Here is a 19,200-nt window from a genome sequence, read left to right on the forward strand (position 1 = left end):
CACCAACACCGACGCCAACACCAACACCGACGCCAACACCTACACCTACGCCAACGCCAGACGGTTTATGTGCTGACTTCAGTGTGTGGTCTCAGGGTGAAACAGCTAAAGCTGGCGATATTCTTGTTAATAATGACTACATAGCTTTTACCGCTAAATGGGAAACATCTTCTCGTCCAGGCAATGATGATACGTGGACTTGGAAAGTTAACTGTGATGGCACTGAACAAGGCACTGCGCCTTTATTATCGCTTCCTAATGCTAAAGATCCGGTAAGCTTGAAAGTTAATGGCTGGCCGAGTGATTTTGTTGTTGCAAGCCCTACTTCCACAGCACCTGATACGTATACAATTAACGCAATCAACAGCGATGAATTATCAGATATAACCAAGCTAACCAATGGTTTCGTTTCATTAATTGAAACAGCCAAGCTGCTTGGCTCTGAATCTGTCATTATTAACAGCAATGTACTTGATAACATTACTGCAGATAAGGGCGTATCTTTAGGTACAGTTGAAGTCAAACAAGCCTTAACGGCCGCTTTAGCCTCAACGAATACCAACAGTATCAGCGTTAGTGACATTAACGCACTAACTGATGATGCCAAGGGTTGGGCTCAAGCTCAAAACCTAATACTGTCGACACTTGCTACAAACGCTACTTTTGGTTGGTCATTAAGCATTGGTGATTTTGCTTATGCTACGCACTCTGGCAAAAGGTCTGTATGGAATTCTGCCTCTAAAGCAACGTCAGATCTTCTTGATAAGTTAGCACTTTACAAAGGCGCTTCAAAAGCTAACTTTATTGCCTTTACTAAATCAAGTGCCTCTGCAAGCTTATCAAGTGAGCAATGGCACAACGCATTAGAATACGTGAAACAAGTTACTGATTTTGTACAAGCTCCTGCAATGTTGTCATCAGTGCCAACAGCCCAAGCAACAACTTACTTCATGGGTAATACGCCTGGTGAGAGTAAAATACGTAAAGCTGCACACAATAATATCTTCGCGATTTTATTCGATACTGATAGCGCTGCTTTAACCACTAAAATGGCAAATTACCAAAGTAGTAAAGTGCCTCTTTATTATGTAGGTGCTGGCTCAGGTGTTAATCCATTAACAAGTATTGCTGCACTAAATAGTGATTTATCGGGTATTGAGTCAGTAATGGATAGTCAGGTATTTCTTTATGAAACACCGGCTTCATCTTGGGTACCATCAACTATCTATAAATGGGCTGACTTCCTAACAGGCTTAAATTCGATGCACAATGTTGGTGTAGCGGGCGATAAATTCTGGTTAGTAGATAGCACCGCTGATGATGCAACCAATGCTATGTATGCAAAAGTAGCTATTGCCGCATTCCTTTCACAAAGTATGCAAGAAACTATACGTTTCGATGCTTGTGATGAGAATAATTGGTCTGAAGTTAAATACGGCGCAAAAGTAGATTACCCTATGACAGCAAGTTGTGGCCAATTAGGTCAGAAATATGCAGATTATGGTACTCATCCTGTATCAGGTAAAGACCATGCCTATTCTTGTCCTCGCGATGATAAAATGGAACAAACGGCTAAGACTCACGCCAAATGGTACGGTGCGCCAGCACCAATCTTTGCAGCGCCAGACGCAGTACTTGCAGAGCAGGGTCTTTTAGTTAATGGTAAAGTTGGTCGTTGGACTAACGCAGGTCACTGTAATACGGTACCTACCGCTATTGATACCTCTAAGCAAGTGTTTGAACGTGAAGAATGTAAGCAGTATATTGGTCAAAAAGCCGGTAGCTTTATTTGGGATGGTAGCGATGAAAGTGTTCAAGGCTGTGGCTGGTGGGGACGTGGTGTAATTCAAACCACAGGTCGTCAGAACTTTGGTACACTAAACCATTTTGTAGGTCGTTCTCACGTTGACCCAGATACCATTGGAACTACGATAGATGGAACGACTGTTGAAGCTGCACCTGATAGCCCGCTATACGCTGATTTAGATTTATGTTCAAACCCTGGATTAATTTGTAGCTCTGAAGAACATAAAGAAATTAAGTGGATTGCTGGTTTATTCTTTTGGGTTAGTTCTGTTCAAGCTTACGATAATGTAGGTGGCCCATATGCCGATTGGAACTATCATGCAGAACTTAAAAAATATGTTGATGGTGGTATGGTAGGTACAGAGTTTGTTGATGCTGTTTCTGGTATCGTCAACCGTGGTTGTCCAGATGATCATTGCCCAGTTAGTGGTGAAGTTCACGCAATTGAAGAACGCCGTGCTAACTTCAAACTAGTACTTCAAAAGTTAGGACTCAATCCACAGTAATGTAAATAATAGAACATTACAGGGATAGTCTTTATCCCTGAAAAATGCCTGTCGGTTTAGCACTGACAGGCATCTTTTATTTTAATAAACACACTAAAAATTAAGTTCACCACAAGAAAAACAGGCAACTACATAATGTAATTGTCCATCCTTGTAGAAGGTTTATGTATATCGATAATGCTTAACTTTCGTAAAAGAGGTTAAGTCAGTTGGTAATGGACAAACACATTACAAAACTCATCGCCATCAAAAGCGATAGGTCGCCCATGAGTAAGCTTTGCACCTTCATAAAAGACCATATCGCCAGGGCTGAGTAAAAGGTGATGTTTACGGTAGTTATGGTCTTCAATGACTAACGGCCAAGGTTGCCTAACCAACTGTTCAATGTTAATAATCACACTCGCAACATGCGTTTTACCTCGGTCTCGGTGTTCTTTTAATACGGCGCCATTTCGATACCTGCGGATCCCAAAGACATAACTTGGTTTGAGATAATGGCCAATCCACGCCTCTACCAAAGGTTGCAGCACTTGATGAATTTCTTTCTTTAAGTCATCTGTAAGAGGGATAAGTTCGCTAGGTACCTGCTCTGCTTTACTGGTAATAAATCCTTCGACATGCTCATTTATCACCGTATTTTCATTCGCTTGATAAAAGTCATAAACCTTCTTAAATAAAGCCCCCGGTAACCTTGCTTTGAGGAAACCTTCGTCTGTGTAGGCGGGTATATATTCATTAGGCTCTTTTATAAAACGTTTACCTTTACCTTTAAGGCGAAACCATTTGGTAATGATAACTTTAAAGCCATCTTCAACAGGCATGCCCCAATGCATGCTTTCAATGTTTTCTCTACCTTCAGGAGTTAGACTGTTCCATAATAAAGCGGTTCCTCGTTTAGGTGAAAAAGTCTTATCTACACGGGTAAATTGGGTTGCGCCACCTTCAAGGGTATTATTGAGGAAAAGCATAAAAGTCCAAGTCCGTTGACCTCTTACTCTGGCATGGTCTTCAAACTCTTTGCTATTGGGTTCAAAATAATCGGTGTGAGGTTTAAACTCTTGGTTTACGTCATACCATTGTGCTTGAATACCCTCAGAATAGCTGGAGTCAAAACCAAGCGCATTACATATGCGTCGATCAATATCGTTCACAAGCGGATGGTTGAGTAAACTTAAATCGCAGGTTTTACTCGTGCGGTAATTTTTAAGATCTCCAGACTCATTTGTTGTTGTTGATTGGCGGAGATTATCGCGAATAAGGGATATGAGCTCAATACATTCATGAGAATTAAGAAAGTTATCAATTTTGAATAATTCTAATTTATTATCAGTAACAATTTTTTCAGCGTTTGGCAAAAATACGCGGTCTTCAGCCTCGATAATTTCCGTAGTTTGTTGTAATAATTTAGCCTGTACGCTATCTTTTTTTGTACTTTTTTTAGATGTTTTGTTCGATTTTTCTATATCTTGATCAGTTAGCTTTAATCGACTTTTTATAAGTATTGGACAGAAATCGTGTTCTAATAAAATGTCATACATACCTATAATATCGCAGCTGCGATTAATGTTGATTTCTATCCAATCCTGCCATCCTGTGTCAAAGGTACTCTTCATGGTTATTACTCCTGAACTTACTTTATTATAATTATTTTTGTCCTCTTATCTTGACCTTTTACAACCTAATATACCAGTGTTATAAAAAGGCAAAAAACCAACAGGTAATATCAATATAATCCATTAAATAACAACAACATAATAACAATAAACATCAGAGTTAACTTTCCGAATTCAAGTTTAAATAACGGTTCAGAGTAACCCTGCGCTATTTTGCTATCTCTAAACGAAAAAACAACTAAACCTTACCAAAAACAGTACCGTTAATAGTCGACTAATAGGTTATAATAATGGCACTTTAAATGCTTGGTAAATGGCATTAGTTTTTCCAAAAAACGGTATAATTAACCTTTTTTATTTAAGTAATTAGGTTTATTGCAACGTTGTTCAACGGGGGATTATATGAATATAAAAAAAATAATGACATCAAGCCTATTAGGTCTTATCGCAGCAAACCCAATAAGTACTATTGCGGCAAAAAATAACCAAGCTAATTTAAATCCACTGGCAATTCCATTGCAGGCTCATACTGCTAAAGATATGTGGGAAAGTTACTTTAACCAATGCATGTCATATAACTTTGTTGATAAACAAGCATTAAATAGCAGTCTAAAAACTTGGCAAAAGCGTAATGCTAATCGCTGGCAGATCTATTGGTTATTAATGGAAAAATCTGCCGATGAGAATGAAGGGTTTAAAGCACATTATAGCAAATTTAAAATCCAAAGCTTAGCCCATGCAAAACAACAAACTAAAATACAACATAGTAAGCTTGATCAAATAGGTAAAAAAAGTCTTTGTGATAAATTAGTGGTGATGCTTGATGATCCCCGTTCTGACTTACCTGAAGACAGCACCAAGAAAACCCAGCAGTAAGATTAAGAAGGTGTTGTGGCAGTAGGTAAATAATTATTGATTTTCTATCTCTATGCTTCAGGCGTTTTATTATTAATTAAAGCGACTGAAGAAGCTTCTTATCCGCATTGCTATTAACTTCTAATTGATTATTAAGTACAACACCCTCCAAAATAATTCGAGTAAATCCAGTAGTACATTGATTTCCCAATACCCAATAGTTAAATTATATTAAGTTTCGTTTAATACCATTGTCATTAAGTTTGTGATCTTGTTGTACGTAGAGAAAATAAATCAGGGCAAAGCGCTTGAATTTTGCTTTTATAGCTAACACATAAAAAAGGCCTAATCTTTCGAATAGGCCTTTTAAGGGATTATTATTGAAAAAGGTATACCTTCCCCACCCCTATCATTTAAATATTACTGATTCGACACCGGTATTTTCGCTGTTGAATCAGTTGTGGTAAGCGTTGTATTTCTTACTCTACTAATGACCATGCACTTGTCCAAGCACTACCTGTTCCAGGAGCGTAATGATAAGCAGAAACTGATGAACACCATCCAGCTATATCACATTGGTACATATTTCCAACATTACTAACAATTTCACCTGCAACATAAGAAGTACCAGCTACATATGCAGTTTCTATCGGCGTCGGCGTCGGAGTCGGCGTCGGTGTCGGCGTCGGCGTCGGAGTTACTCCCCAATCGGTAATCCCTTCAGCATTACCTACCGCTTTATTCATCGCATTTAGTGTACGCTCTGCTTCGGTACCACCATCACCATCGATTTCCCAAGAGAAAATCCCACCTAACCCTTGTGCTTGCAAGTATACGCCTTTTGCTTCAATTGAACGTGGCGTATCTAATGTTATTAACGTACTACTTACTTCATCCCAAATAAATGATGCTTCGGCTTGGTTATCCCAAACATACTTAGCATTTGTATTTGCTGCCAAGAATTTCAACGCACCACGATAATCCATGATACCTGCTTCCCATGCCCATGCAGCTTCGTCAACTGAAGTTCCTTCACCACCTTCAGCAACTAAGGGGTTATTATCTGAGCTGTCTACGTGATTACCTACAGCACCAATTGGGCTGCCATTAACCATTTGAACATCAGTCCAACCACGTCCGTACATTGCTGCACCTACAACTAATTTATGGGCTGGTACACCTTGCTCTAACAACAAACGGGTTGCATTAGCTGTTGTATATTCTGGCATACCTGCTGGAGCATAAGAGTCACGTCCTAAGTTGCCTGCTTTAGTTTTATCTGTAACCGTTGTTGGACCAAACTCACCTGTACCGTCACATTTATCAGCAGAGATATGTGCACCACAGTAAAGACCTGTTTGATGGCCAGTTTCACTACCCCATGCACCATAAAAGTCATATGACATCATAAAGATGTTATCCATATACTCTGCCGCAGCGGCATAATCAACATCTTGAATTTTATCCCAACCTACGCCAATAGCAGAGGTTAATTCATATTTACGGCCTGTTTCAACAGCAAGTTCGTCTAGCATTACACGAAGTTCTTGCATTAACGCGACATAAGCTGGACCGTCATTAATTGTGTCGCCTAATGAAGCTTGTGCACCGCCGCCACCAGGGAATTCCCAGTCGATATCGATACCATCAAAGAATTTCCATGTTTTTAAAAATTCTTTAGAAGAAGCAACAAACGTATCGCGATTTGCTTTATCCGTAAAACCGTAAAACGGGTCCGACAGTGTCCAACCACCAATTGATGGAACGATTTTAAGGTGTGGGTTACCTTGCTTAAGCGCCATTAAATGACCGAAATTACCCATACCAACTTCGCCATAACCAACAGCAGTTCCGTCCAATTTCATGGCTTTAACAGCACCATTTTGACGCCAAAAAGCCGCACCCATATCATGAATCACCAATTCGTAATCTTCACTTTGAGCACAATCAGCTTGAAGTACACTCCAACCAGACGCATTACCATCTTTAAGAGATTTGTTTTCACCACACATTGGAATAAAGCCGTATATAATGTGTGTTAAATTATTAGCAGGTACGTTTTCAACAAAATATTTACGACCATAAATACCCCACTCAACAAAATAAGTACCAACGATTTGGTCTTGAGATTGTGCATAGTTAGTATTTGCCGAGTCAACTTGTTCGCCAAGCGGCATTAAATGTGAGCCATCAGTATCTGAAACAATAGCCTTATCTGCATCACTTTCAACACAACCATCATCATTACACAAACGCACAACGATCTCTTTTAGACCACCACTAGTAATTGGAACAATCGCACTACCGCCTGCACCAGTGCCTGAAACGGCAACGTCTCCATTTACAAGTACTTGCCATGATGTCGCTGAATCACCGCTCCAAGCTGGAGACCAGGTAACAGGTAAGTCAACAACATCAACACGTGTAACAAGTGATTCATATGCTCCAGCTTCGCCAGAAACCGTAACAAAGCCTTTACCGTTGTAGTTGGCATATTGTTCTGTAAGTGTTGGTTTTCCTGGTGCTTCTGCTAATACTTGGGTAGAAGCTAAAGCGGCGGTTACTGCGCATGCTGTTAATAATTTTTTCATACTTACCTCTGTGTGGTGGCCAGTTAGCTGGCTTTAATTAGGGTTATTTATTTTTATAATTTTATACCTTCGCCAATACTAAAGCCTTCCCTAACAAAGTCTTTTAACGATGCTAGTTGCCAAAATCCATTTTTTATAAACTCTATAAATCATTGGTTTAACACTCACAAAAAGACAGCGCTGTCTTTTATTTGACAGCGCTGTCAAAAGATTGTTCAAAAATAATACACTCAAATTAATGACTTGGCTACATCTTTTAACAAAACAGTACAAAACTCAATAATAAACGGTACTTTTTTGTTGTACTGAATAACTGCTAAAATGCTGATTTACATGATAATAACAACAACGAACTCAAGTTTTGCTAACTTAAAGAAATAGCTGACAAAGGTTGTCAAAAGACAAGGTAATAGCATTGGAGTGGTAACTTATACCCTTTATAAACTTCTAAATGATTAGTATCCTAAAGGGATAAAGAAAGCATAAATTTTAAGACGCTTTGTGCCACAGAATTTAATACCTAAAATAATATTAACCTAATGTCCGCTTTGGTATTTTTTAATCAAATTAGAATTTTTGACTTTATAGATTTCTGATGAAATTTAGAACAATTTTATTATCTAACGCTAGGTTGATTTTTATCGGTTCAAATGTAGCTAGATAAGCCAAGGCTAATGTCTTCTTTCGTATCTTTGCTGCCTTAAATTAAAGTGATTTTAGCCCCCAATTTATGACCGCTTATTGACCCTCAGCTGTCCTAATAGTAATGATATCTTAGGTGTATAGTGGCAGGAATTGCCCTTTTCAATATCTAGAAACCGTTTGCTAATAGCTTAGAAAGGTACGTTTTCGTTTGCTTGCACCTAAAGCCCAAAATATTCAAAGAAAGCAGTGTGAATCTAGATTATTAACTCACTCCAATCTGATCCCCTAAGATCATTATACCTGTCGGTCATTTTCTGATGTGACTGGCCACATAATAAACGTGTATCAACTCCTTGCTCACGATAAAGACGTTCAGACAATGATCTGATTTCATGGAAGGTAGCGCGTTCCGTTTCATGTAATCTTGGCATCATCTCTGGCACGCTTAAATGAACGAAAAATAGTATCTGGATGTAAAGGATCACCAACATTATTTTGTGCTCTAGCTGTATTGTGATGAAGCGCGAATAATGAACCTTGGTCAATCAATGCCATTTCAACTACGTCAGTAATTGAAAGCCCAAGTTTTTCTAATTTTAGCTCCATAGGTATTTTTAATAGCTTTCCTGTTTTTAATTGAAATACATGTAAATGGTTATTTTGAATGAATGAGTAGGGTGCATGCTTTACTAGCCCTACAAATGAACCATAGTCTGTTTTAGGGTCTATAAAGTGATTTGGGTTGTTGCGGTAAGCCTTATACTTATCATCCCAATCAAGCCCTTTGTTACGTCGTATTAAAGCAAGATCTGTTCTACGTTGATCAGTTACGAGTGCCAATAAATATGAGCATTTATGAGGCAAGTAAGACTGACTAACAATGATCGAATTAAACTGTTCTAAAGAAAGTCTAGATTTAGTCACCTTGGCTGTTGGATTTTTAACAATAGATGCTGGATTACTGCTACCGTCAACTTCACCCGCTTGAGCTGCTTCGATAAAAACATCAATGTAAACACTACGAACAGCCTGCGCCATCCTTGATTTACCCTGAATAACATAAGTGTCTAAAAATTCTTTAAGTATTTTTGTTGTAACCTTAGCAAGTTCTAATTCTCCATGAACAGAGTTAATCTTACTAATAATATTTTTACGCGTTTGCCATGTTGATGGTTTTATCAAACCTTTATTAATTTTTTCTAGTTGAATATCTGTGTATTGTTGAAGCCATCTTGATACCTTTATACCGCGATTAAGATCAGGTGGAGTAACTATTTCTAAAATTTGTTGAACTGCAATTTTTGGTAATATGATTGAATTTAACTGGGAACTCAAAGCCCCTGAAATTGAGAAAAAATACGGGGTACCTTGATGTTACAGCTCAGTTTAGTCGTGATGTTTTTGATAATCTGGAAAGCCGTAGATAACTAACGTTTGCGTGTCGGCTTATATTGGGTGGAACAATAACCACGGCTAACATCGGGACTGCGTAGCTTAAGATGCTTAGTTTTTCGGCCTGTCACTCTAGCGCGCCAATTATTGAATGTTTTGCGCTTAATGCTGCTGCGCATGATTTCGATTACCTGAGGCTCGGATACTCCAAATAATTGCTCTATAGCTTCGAATGGTGTGCGGTCTTCCCACGCCATTTCGATGATACGCGATATTTCTTCTTCGCTAAATTGAGTTATTTTTTGTTTAAGATTTATTTTCATACTATCTTTACTTGTTTACATGAGGTTAGGATCAATTACTACTATAAATAGTATAACGGTGCTGCGTTGCAATTACTTGGCTATTTGTATTTTATAAAACATCAAAAGGCAAATCAGTCAATTTTTAAGCGTTTCTCATTCACCATATTCAACAATTCACCTGCTGCAATGGCATCTGACATTGCTCTGTGATGTCGTTGCATATCAATACTGAAATGCTTAGTAAGATTAGCTAATGAATACGACGGCAGCCCTTTGTAGTGTTTACGCATTTCCCTAACGGTACACAATTTTGGTCGTCGAAAGCGACGTTCCAATCGATTAAACTCCTCTTTTATAAAGCCGTAATCAAAATTAACATTGTGAGCAACAAATACACATCCTTTGGTAAATATATCAATATCATCAGCGACCTCAGCAAATAATGGAGCTTTTGCCACCATGTCGTTATCAATACCGGTTAATGAAGTAATATTTTGGGGAATACGCCGCTGAGGATTAATCAATGATTGCCACTGATCGACGACTTCACCCCCAATCATTTTAATAATACCCACCTCAGTAATACGGTGATGTTGGGCTCTACCACCCGTCGTTTCAATATCGATAACGGCATAAGGTTGCATCGGATCGATAGTCCAATTGACATTAGTAATGCGCACATCAAAACCTACACTTTGCAACTTTTGAATGCTTAGCAGCTGATTTCGACGTAATTGGTCACCCTCTGACTTTACTTCTTCAAAGCGAAGCTTCTCATGTTCAATAAGCATTAAATCAGGATAACCATCACTTAGGTTTTTCCAGTCTTGAGTCATCGCTTTTAACAACGACAATAGGGCGTCTAGTTTACTGTGATTAATAAGCACAATAAGGCGTTCTAATATGTTCTTGCGCCACTTGAACACAATGTTACCTTGGCCATAATATTTTACCGCAGCTGAGGACAGTTGTTGAATTAATTTAGCTTTTGTATTTGTACTCGATAAGCGTCTTTCAATTTGTTCTGAAGCAAGCTCATAAAATTGGTTAGTTTTAAGGGATGCGGGCAAACGATCGAACTCGTTGGTTAATCCTAAGCCATCTAGTTCATATATTTCATGCCAGAAATAAAGCCCAAATAAAGCCCGCCATATTTCATTTTCGGTTCGCATTGCTGCACAGCCTCGGCTTTCATAATAGGCCACGACACCGCGTTCAACTGCACCTTTGTGCATTTCGTCAATGAGAATATTTTGGCTATTATTACGCAACATATCGGTTAAAATGCTGGTTCGTTTTTTATGATATTTTCGCGCTAAAAAGTCTTCTGCAAAGGCCAAAAGGTCTTCAGACAGTGGCACTTCAATTATACATTCGAGTTCTGCTTCAACCTCGTCTTTTAGGCCTAGTTTATATCCTTCCCTTACCCATTTTTCTTGCGCAGTGTCAGTATTTATCGTTTTCAATACCAAGCAAGCCTTATTTGCATCTTCTTTTAATAATTCGCAAGCCAGCAAAAATTGGAGTTTTTCATTCAGGTCTTTGGCTCTCGCTCCTATAGGGCTTGGCAAATCATTAAGGTGTTTGAGAATGGCGTCACGCTTGAGTAAGGGTAATTGCGCGTGTATTTCATCTAGTAGTAAATGTATTTCAAAAGCCGACTTAGCACTTCCAATGTCGGCGAATCTGGCCATCACTTGAGCCTGCTCCTTACGCGTTCGCATGACGCCTAAGTCGCGCATAGAAAACTGATTCAATTTAGATTGAAAATTACCAAAGTAAACATAAAGAAAATAGCTAATGTGTGCTTCAAAATTGCCTTGCCAATAGGCACTTGCAACCTTAGTTTTGCAAATTAGATTAGGCTTCGTGCCACTTAAAACAACATCAACCAGTATGGCTTTGGCCTGTGACTTTTTATATACCAATGTCTGGGTGTCACTTGCATAGGACGTGTTAATTTCATCTATAATTTGGATGATTTCATCTTTGGTAAGATGCTCGATAAAGGCAGGAATATTTTTAGATTCAAGAGTCGTAAACCAATATTCTTTCTTTAAGTAATTCAAATTGCCGGATATATTTTCAATCTCTTCATAAGCATAAGATGTTGCTTTGACAAAAATAGACTTACGATTAATAAAACGAACAACAAGGCACTGTTGCGGCTTTGTCAGTGCGTTGAAACGTTGAATAAATTGCGCGTCATCGCTATCTAATAAAGCGTCACATGGGCCTGTCACAAATTTAAGGAATTCATGAAAATGGCTTAAATAGTAATAAGTGGGTAAAGCTCGCAATTTTATGTCCTGGGGTTATGTGCTGTGAGGGTTTGCTTGGTTAGCGCTCTTGTTAAAATAAGCATACTAAAGAACTGTCTGCTTATACAGTGTTTTATTGTGTTTTAGTGCTTTAACTACTTATACGCTCCAAGCTGCAGAGATTAAGCACCCTAAAAAACACTTTAAAAGAAACAAAGACAGTTGGTTAGGTTGTGCTTCGCTTCACATTTTAACCAACTATTTTTTTCCACTTAATGTGGCGTTATGCTACTAAGAAAAGTTTAGTGTTTAAAATTATAGTATTAGTATCAAGTCTATTTCTTGCTTCGTGCGCAACTGTTGCAAATTCAAATAGCCCTATCAACATTTATGGTGTTACACACTCCCTCCACAAAATGGAGATTGGGAGGTTATAGCTGCTTCCGGCTATTAATCATCTCTTGGGAGTAAAGAACTTAATAAAAATGATTCGCATGTTGTAAACGTTTCTATATTTAAACTGCCAAGTTTAGATATAGATAAAAACTCTCAGAATATATTGTTAGTTCAAGTGATCCTCCCCCAATAAAACGGACACCAAAATCTAACTAAAGATGAGGTGTCTTATGCCCAAGTACAATAATCTAAGACGAACCTGGAAGTATTCAAACGACTTTAAAGTTAACGCTATTCAATTAAGTTATGTTGTTGGTGTCTCAATTAAATCAGTCGCCGAAAAACTCGACATACACCCATTTATGCTGTCACGATGGCGAAAAGAATATCGTGGACACGTTTATCAAAAAGTATTGAAACGACATGCGATAACTCATAGCTTGAGCCGAGCGGGAAAATGTACTGATAATGCGCATATGGAGTCATTTTTCCATTCAATGAAGATGGAAGTTATTCGTGGTAATGTATTTGATAGTGATAAAAAACTGCGCGGAATACTTGGCAGTTACATTAACAAATACTACAATGTTTCAGTATGCATTCAGGGATAAGTTATTGCTCGCCAATAGAATATAAAGCCCTGGCAGCGTAAAAAAATGTGTCCGCTTTATTGGGGGAAGATCACTTTTAACCTGAACTTCTTTTCACATTTTAACCAAAAATTAATGCCTCTTAACGTGGCGTTATGCTTTAATTAAAATTATATCGGCACTTGTCTTATGTATCTTGAAAACGGCAATAACTAGACCATGATCTAGACGGGTGAATATGCATGTAAAAAGTGGCCAGTACTGGATATTTGACGGGATGATTCTTATTTATTGTATGTAAAGAAGGTTCTTTTTCGTCTACCTGCACATTATTAGTACTTTTTTGATAAAAATATAAGACACAACGAAGACTCATTAGGGCTTATATTACTTAAACGATCTAGGGGTGGATCTGTTTCACAAATATAAATAAATAAACACCATAAATTATCTGTCGGTTAATTTAAGCTGTATGAGATTAACAAGGCTTAATTCACGACATTACTCGATAAAGTAAACCTCTCGCTAAAATATTAACTCATCCAACTTGTTGTGTGATAAAGAATGGATTGAAACAACATTACTATTTTGTAAACTGATTATAAAATTTTCGAACAGCGATAGGGTACGCTTGTCTTTTTCTGAAAACGTCTGTGTTAGTAATAATTCTTCTATTTCTCTATCTAACAGGCAAGATGTTTCAAACTCTCTTTGAAGTAAATGAAACAACGCTTTTAAAATATCTTTTTGCCAATTATCAAGATAACTTGTCTCCAGTCTTGTTGGATACTTAAATAAGTCGATAACATCTAACTCTATGTTCTCATTAGGCTCAACAGGACACAGTAATAATCGATATTTAAGCAGCTCCTGCAAATTGAGTTGCGATAAATGCTGTTTAATTAATCCACATTTATTCATCAATAAAAATCCCCCACAATCTTCTCTTATAAAAGTAATGCTATTTAAATGTTAGCTCTATTAAATAACAGTTAACATGTTACATCAAACTGGTAGTGAAACTTCAGCTTTCGTGATTCACCACTAAAAGCTAATATTACTCAAGTGACGACTAGCAATGCTAAAGACATGTTTAACGCCATTTCAACAGGTTTAATAAGTGCCCGGTTTGGGTCTTGAGTAAATTGAGCGATACCTAAACCATAATGCGCTATTAAATTTATCTGACTCAAGACAAAAATTCCCTTTACTGATAACGACAGCGACGAAAGGGGACAGTGAAAAGTCCCGAGCGGTTACCAATATGACAAAGCTATAAACGTAAAACCTTGACGCGGATGAACAGCAAAAAAATAAAGAAATTCCTGAGAGTGCATGTGTTAATATTGACGGCGAATGTCACCATACCATCGACCCAAAATCAGTACTCCTTTGATATAACCAACTAAAATAAAGTCTGCTGTAACCAGAGAGAAGTATAGTTCAGGTGAGGATCGTACCGTTGTGCTTGTGTTTGTATATTAAACTTTCGATCTCTAGGGTCATTGCCTACACCTGCAATGTACAACCAATTGCCATAATTACTATGCACATCATAATCGACTAATAAAGATTCAAAATAAGCGGCACCGATTCGCCAATCCAAAGTTAATTCTTTAGCAAAAAAAGACGCTACGTTTTGTCGGCCACGATTACTCATAAAACCTGTTTTATTGAGTTCAAGCATATTGGCATTAATAAAAGCTTCTCTTGTCTCTCCTGAAATCCATTGTTGTATGCGTTTTTTATCAGTCGACCATTCATAATCTTTATCTAGAATACCACCAATTTTAAACAGGTTATCACCATGTTTAATCGAAATATATTTAAAAAAGTCTCGCCAAATTAATTCAAATATCAGCCAGTAGGTGCTTTCGTTTTTTTCTACGTCTTGTTCATATTTCATTAATTCAAAATAGATGGTACGCGGTGAAATACTACCATTAGCTAACCAAGCAGATAATTTAGAACTATAATCTATACCGACAAGCCCGTTTCTGGTTGTTTTATAGCGAGAGATATTTTTAGTGTTCCAAAAATAATCTTGAACACGAGCAAGCCCTTGCTGCTCTCCACCCTTAAAAGGAAAAGCGCTTCGAGAGTCAATGGCAAAATCCTCAAAGCCTAGGTCCTGCAGCGTAGGAATACAATTAACATCGGTACCAGAGTCAGTTTTAGAAATAATACTAGGAGTAGTATCAAAAAGAAGGTTGGTCGGTGACAATAAACCTAATAATGCTAAAGGTCTAACCGTTGCAGATTTCTCACACAGTTTCCTAAATTGAGTGAAGACCTTAGGAATACCTTGCCATGTAAACGGAATGTCATCGGGATGAAAAAGGAATTGATCGTAAGATTCAACCAAATTTAACTTCAAATCGCTTATCTTATCCTTAACACTAACAGCAACAGTTAACTCTTCTGGGGTCCATTCGCTTTGACTATAAACATTGTCAACTGCGAATTCATGAACCAGACCAGGAAGGATTGCTTCGGGCTTTTGATGATAGATAAATAGTGTGATATTAAGCTTTGCTAAATTTGTTTTTAATTCGGTTACTGTCTCAAGCAAAAATTTTGCACGATATTTTTCTGTTTTCTTAAAACCATATTGACCGACCGAAAAAGAACGTGGATCAAAACAATATAATGCAATGACCCTGTCATTTTCTAACGTAGCTTTAGACAAAGAATAATTATCAGCAACGCGTAAGTCATTTCTAAACCATACAAGACCTGTCTTTATCATGATATTTGTGTACTCATCCAATGACTCTAATCGTCTATTAAAGTTTTTATCGATAACTATTTTATGTTTAATGATGAAACGATAAGCCGCTCCAACGAGCTGTCGAGTGGCTGAATGGCTGAACTAAAATGCTGAATAGATTTATGGTCTTTACTGATCAAATATTTATTAAAGTTCCAGCTTGGCTCTTCTCCTGTCCGCTCTACCAGCATTTTGTAAAAGGCATTTTTAGAGGCTCCTTTTACTGAACTAGGAGCGAGCATTGTAAAATTCACACCAAAGTTTACAAAACAAACATTGGCTGTTTCAGATTCTGAATCATGTTCCTGTCTAAAGTCATTAGACGAAAAACCAACAATTTCTAGATCTTGGTCTTTATATTTTTGATACAAAACTTCTAAATCTTTAAATTGTGGAGTAAAACCACATTGACTGGCGGTGTTGACTACTAACAAAACTTTATCATCAAATTTATCACAAAAATTCACCATTTTTTTGGAATGTAATTTTTTACTTTCAAATTCTAATGAAGGGTCACAGCTGGCATAAGCTGATACTGGGAAAATAAATAAACTAACAATCGTTAGTAATAATTTAGCGTTACGTTGCATTATGGTCTCTCTCAAATTTTAGGATTATTAAGGCTATACAGCTGATCAATAGACAGCAACATTGTTCTACTACGCTAAATTAGCTAAATTGGATCACCACAGGTGATAAAAATTGTTTGAAGAAGTTAACGTACAGTGCCCTAAAATTAAGCTAAATCAGTGCGAACATTAATACTTACAGTGTGTCAGCTTTCCTTAATTGTGAAGCAGTGATACGGGTTAGGTCTTTATCTTTGTAATTTTTATGAATAGAAATCCGATAATTATAGAAAGAAAGGGCTGATAGTTATTCTAAAACACATTATTTATTAGTACACGGTATTGTAGCTGCTAGCAAAGAAGTAAGATTTTCCGGAGGAGCAAAAAGCGGGGTGGACCATTAACCAAGTCGATTTGTTTGAATTTATGAATATTGATTTTTGTTTAATTACAGAGGTAAAATTGTCATTTTAACTCTTTAAGCCAACCAATAAATTAGACTAGTAATTCGTATTGTCACTTCGAATAAAAGCAAAATAGTGTAAAAAACATGCTGAGCAGCATTGGTATGTAACAGCAAATAACACCATCTTTTGCTGTTTTAAAAGAATAATGACGACAGCACATAAATATGCGTAATTGCTTTATAAAACTGACAGAGTTTAGTGACTAATTGAGTAGATAAGCACCACTGTGTTGGCTATTACTTGTATTATTTATAAATTAGAAGCTTAATTTATATTTAAAAAATGGGATAGGGCTCAGCTTAACAGCTATGCCGAACTGTGGCTCATCCAATTGCCATACAAATTTCTGATAAACAAGGGGATAATGTAATATTGGGACACATTTAAAGAAGATAGGTGTTACGACTTTTGTGTACAGTGAGGCCTATAAAACTGTTTAATGTCAATTATATTACGAAGTAGTAATTGACAGAGTCCAAGGGTAATATTGTTAGCACTCTCATTGGGTTGTCTTTTAAAGAAACTGATAATAACCTCCTATAGTACTTCCGTGGTTATGGCAACACAAAATATTGCGGCAATTGGTAAGCATTGGGATTTTTCAAGTGAAACTGTTTTAAGCGATTGCTATGGTTTTTCAATTCATTAAAAATGATTACGGTCTTGATGAGATTAAGTGTAAATCTGCGGTTAAAGATTCTAAATATAGTGCCGTAAACTTGATATTCAAATAACGCATGCCTTTACAAAGGTGCTTATCAATCGATCTAAAATAGCTGGCTGTTTCCGTTCCTCAATATTCTAGTCTCTGAGCGGGGGCATTAGGTGAATTTAGGTTTTGGTCTAAATATTATGAATAAAATTGAAATTAGATATTGTTCTAAATGTCGTTGGTTATTGCGTTCAACATGGATGGCACACGAAATTCTATCAACGTTTGAACAAGAAGTTGATGAGTTATCATTACTACCAGGATCAGGTGGTTTTTTTGAAATAATGGCTAATGGCTAATGGCTAATGGCAATGTTATTTGGTCACGTAAAGATATGGGCCGTTTTCCAGAAATCACTAAACTTAAACAGTGTGTTAGGGATGCTATTGCACCCAATAAAGATTTAGGTTGTATGGACCGTAAAAAAATAAAGTTTGATATTTACCCAACCATTTATTAAACCAGGACCGAGCCCAGTGGGCCGTTCGCTTCGCTCCATTTTAACCCAATTTTCTTAGCCTGTTATTTGGGCGTTGACTTCTATACTACATTGCGAGTTTTACATGAAAAGAGTACTAATGAGCGCATGCCTGTTAGGGAATAAAGTACGTTACGATGGTCAGTCTTTATTTATTTCCAGCATTATTCTTGAAGAATGGATAGATGAAGGCAGAGTGGTCTCCATTTGCCCAGAGATAAGTTCTGGAATGAGCATTCCCAGAGCACCAGCGGAAATAAATGATGGTGATGGGTACGATGTACTTTTAGGTGTAATTGCGGTGGTAGAAGATAATGGCAATATTGTCACTGAAAATTTTCTACGTGGTGAAAATAACGCATTAGCTTTGTGTCGAGCAAATGAAATTGAGGTTGCAGTACTCGCTGAGTTTAGTCCTTCATGTGGAAGTTCTTCGGTATGTAGTGGCAATTTTTTGGGAACAAAAATCAATGGAGCTGGAGTCACTGCTGCATTATTAACAAGTAATGGTATTAAAGTTTTTAGTCAACACCAGTTAAACGAAGCTAATAAGGCAATTAAACAGGACTAAAAATAGTTGGCCGTGCTCGTCCCTCGCTAATTTTGGCAAATAATCTTTAGTCTATTAATTGGCCGTTAGTTTACTGCATTCAGTTAAGGGTTTTAGCGTTGATATTTAAGAATAAATTACTCTTGAATATAATTGTAATCACATTGATATTTATTAGTTCAGGTATAGCTTATGAACAATTCTCACGAGTAAGCACTTTACAAAAGTACAAACCTAAAGGCTCTTTAGTAGATATTGGCTTACGCATGCTTCACCTTGATTGTCGTGGTAGTGGCCCCCTATTGTCATACTTTAATCAGGGCTAGATACTTTGGGTTCTTCAAGTTGGTGTGTTGTCCAAGACAGGTTAGCTAAATTAACACGAACGTGCGCACATGATCGCGCGGGTATCATGTGGAGTCACCAAGACCTTATAAAAGTAATCTCATGGAAGCTATCGCAAATGACCTAAATAAAGCTATTGTTTTAACGAATGAGAAACCATCTTATATTTTAGTTAGTCACTCATTTGGCGGTCCATATATAACAAAGTTTACAGAGCTTTATGGTGATAAAGTTGCAGGTATTGTGTTTGTAGATTCACCTCACCCAGAACAAATGGATTTAGTTCGAGAAATTGAAATGCCATTAATTTCATCTATAACAAATAAAGCCTCTCAAGTACTTAGCCACT

At 37.3% G+C, this 19,200-nt stretch carries 15 protein-coding genes and 2 pseudogenes; 8 read left to right on the forward strand and 9 right to left on the reverse strand.

Annotated features, from left to right (window positions below; genetic code table 11):
• On the forward strand, positions 1–2,312 hold a 2,312-nt coding region (locus H4J67_RS18625; RefSeq protein ID WP_182204656.1), incomplete at its 5' end, for a chitodextrinase.
• Positions 2,313–2,512: 200 nt separating this feature from the next.
• On the opposite strand, the gene H4J67_RS18630 is transcribed toward H4J67_RS18625, so the two are convergent.
• Positions 2,513–3,925, reverse strand: a complete 1,413-nt coding sequence (locus tag H4J67_RS18630) for a 2OG-Fe(II) oxygenase (RefSeq protein ID WP_182173330.1) — start codon at positions 3,923–3,925, stop codon at positions 2,513–2,515.
• A gap of 402 nt (positions 3,926–4,327) precedes the next feature.
• On the opposite strand from H4J67_RS18630, the gene H4J67_RS18635 reads away from it, so the two are divergent.
• Positions 4,328–4,801, forward strand: a complete 474-nt coding sequence (locus tag H4J67_RS18635) for a hypothetical protein (RefSeq protein ID WP_182204657.1) — start codon at positions 4,328–4,330, stop codon at positions 4,799–4,801.
• 458 nt (positions 4,802–5,259) lie between these two features.
• Here the strand turns inward: H4J67_RS18635 and H4J67_RS18640 are convergent, their stop codons facing one another.
• The 4 genes from H4J67_RS18640 to H4J67_RS18655 form a co-directional block, all read right to left on the reverse strand.
• Positions 5,260–7,371, reverse strand: coding sequence for a glycosyl hydrolase family 18 protein (locus H4J67_RS18640; RefSeq protein WP_182204659.1), 2,112 nt, complete (start codon positions 7,369–7,371; stop codon positions 5,260–5,262).
• Between the two features lie 1,059 nt (positions 7,372–8,430).
• Positions 8,431–9,351: a hypothetical protein gene (locus H4J67_RS20375; protein WP_220471676.1), complete on the reverse strand. Its 921-nt coding sequence runs from the start codon at positions 9,349–9,351 to the stop codon at positions 8,431–8,433.
• 92 nt (positions 9,352–9,443) lie between these two features.
• Complete coding sequence (locus H4J67_RS18650; RefSeq protein WP_182173732.1) at positions 9,444–9,731, reverse strand: TIGR03643 family protein; 288 nt, start codon at positions 9,729–9,731, stop codon at positions 9,444–9,446.
• A gap of 113 nt (positions 9,732–9,844) precedes the next feature.
• Complete coding sequence (locus tag H4J67_RS18655) at positions 9,845–12,013, reverse strand: exonuclease domain-containing protein (RefSeq protein WP_182173735.1); 2,169 nt, start codon at positions 12,011–12,013, stop codon at positions 9,845–9,847.
• A 587-nt stretch (positions 12,014–12,600) separates the two neighbouring features.
• Between H4J67_RS18655 and H4J67_RS21330 the strand changes: the two are divergent.
• A pseudogene (locus H4J67_RS21330) lies at positions 12,601–12,708 on the forward strand (hypothetical protein); the annotation flags it as partial.
• Positions 12,709–12,753: 45 nt separating this feature from the next.
• Positions 12,754–13,022, forward strand: a pseudogene (locus tag H4J67_RS21335) (IS3 family transposase); the annotation flags it as partial.
• Between the two features lie 463 nt (positions 13,023–13,485).
• Here H4J67_RS21335 and H4J67_RS18665 read toward each other — a convergent pair.
• From H4J67_RS18665 to H4J67_RS18675, 4 genes are all read right to left on the reverse strand, one after another.
• Positions 13,486–13,881, reverse strand: coding sequence for a hypothetical protein (locus H4J67_RS18665; RefSeq protein ID WP_182173738.1), 396 nt, complete (start codon positions 13,879–13,881; stop codon positions 13,486–13,488).
• Between the two features lie 140 nt (positions 13,882–14,021).
• On the reverse strand, positions 14,022–14,153 hold the full coding sequence (locus tag H4J67_RS20890) for a hypothetical protein (protein WP_259368680.1): 132 nt from the start codon (positions 14,151–14,153) through the stop codon (positions 14,022–14,024).
• 212 nt (positions 14,154–14,365) lie between these two features.
• A complete protein-coding gene (locus H4J67_RS18670) occupies positions 14,366–15,709 on the reverse strand; it encodes a DASH family cryptochrome (protein ID WP_182173741.1) in 1,344 nt (447 codons plus the stop codon).
• A 56-nt stretch (positions 15,710–15,765) separates the two neighbouring features.
• Positions 15,766–16,320, reverse strand: coding sequence for a glutathione peroxidase (locus H4J67_RS18675; RefSeq protein WP_182173744.1), 555 nt, complete (start codon positions 16,318–16,320; stop codon positions 15,766–15,768).
• 1,298 nt (positions 16,321–17,618) lie between these two features.
• Between H4J67_RS18675 and H4J67_RS20895 the strand changes: the two genes are divergently transcribed.
• From H4J67_RS20895 to H4J67_RS18690, 4 genes are all read left to right on the forward strand, one after another.
• Positions 17,619–17,777 (forward strand): SelT/SelW/SelH family protein, encoded by a 159-nt coding sequence (locus tag H4J67_RS20895; RefSeq protein WP_259368681.1) that lies wholly within the window; start codon positions 17,619–17,621, stop codon positions 17,775–17,777.
• Complete coding sequence (locus H4J67_RS20900; protein ID WP_259368682.1) at positions 17,777–17,938, forward strand: Rdx family protein; 162 nt, start codon at positions 17,777–17,779, stop codon at positions 17,936–17,938. The genes H4J67_RS20895 and H4J67_RS20900 overlap by 1 nt, the downstream gene beginning before the upstream one ends.
• A gap of 118 nt (positions 17,939–18,056) precedes the next feature.
• Entirely contained in the window at positions 18,057–18,527 is a 471-nt protein-coding gene (locus H4J67_RS18685) for a DUF523 domain-containing protein (RefSeq protein ID WP_259368683.1), read from the forward strand.
• A gap of 426 nt (positions 18,528–18,953) precedes the next feature.
• On the forward strand, positions 18,954–19,200 hold a 247-nt coding region (locus H4J67_RS18690; protein ID WP_182204661.1), incomplete at its 3' end, for an alpha/beta fold hydrolase.

This window comes from Colwellia sp. BRX10-4, assembly GCF_014077465.1.
Lineage (GTDB): Bacteria > Pseudomonadota > Gammaproteobacteria > Enterobacterales > Alteromonadaceae > Colwellia_A.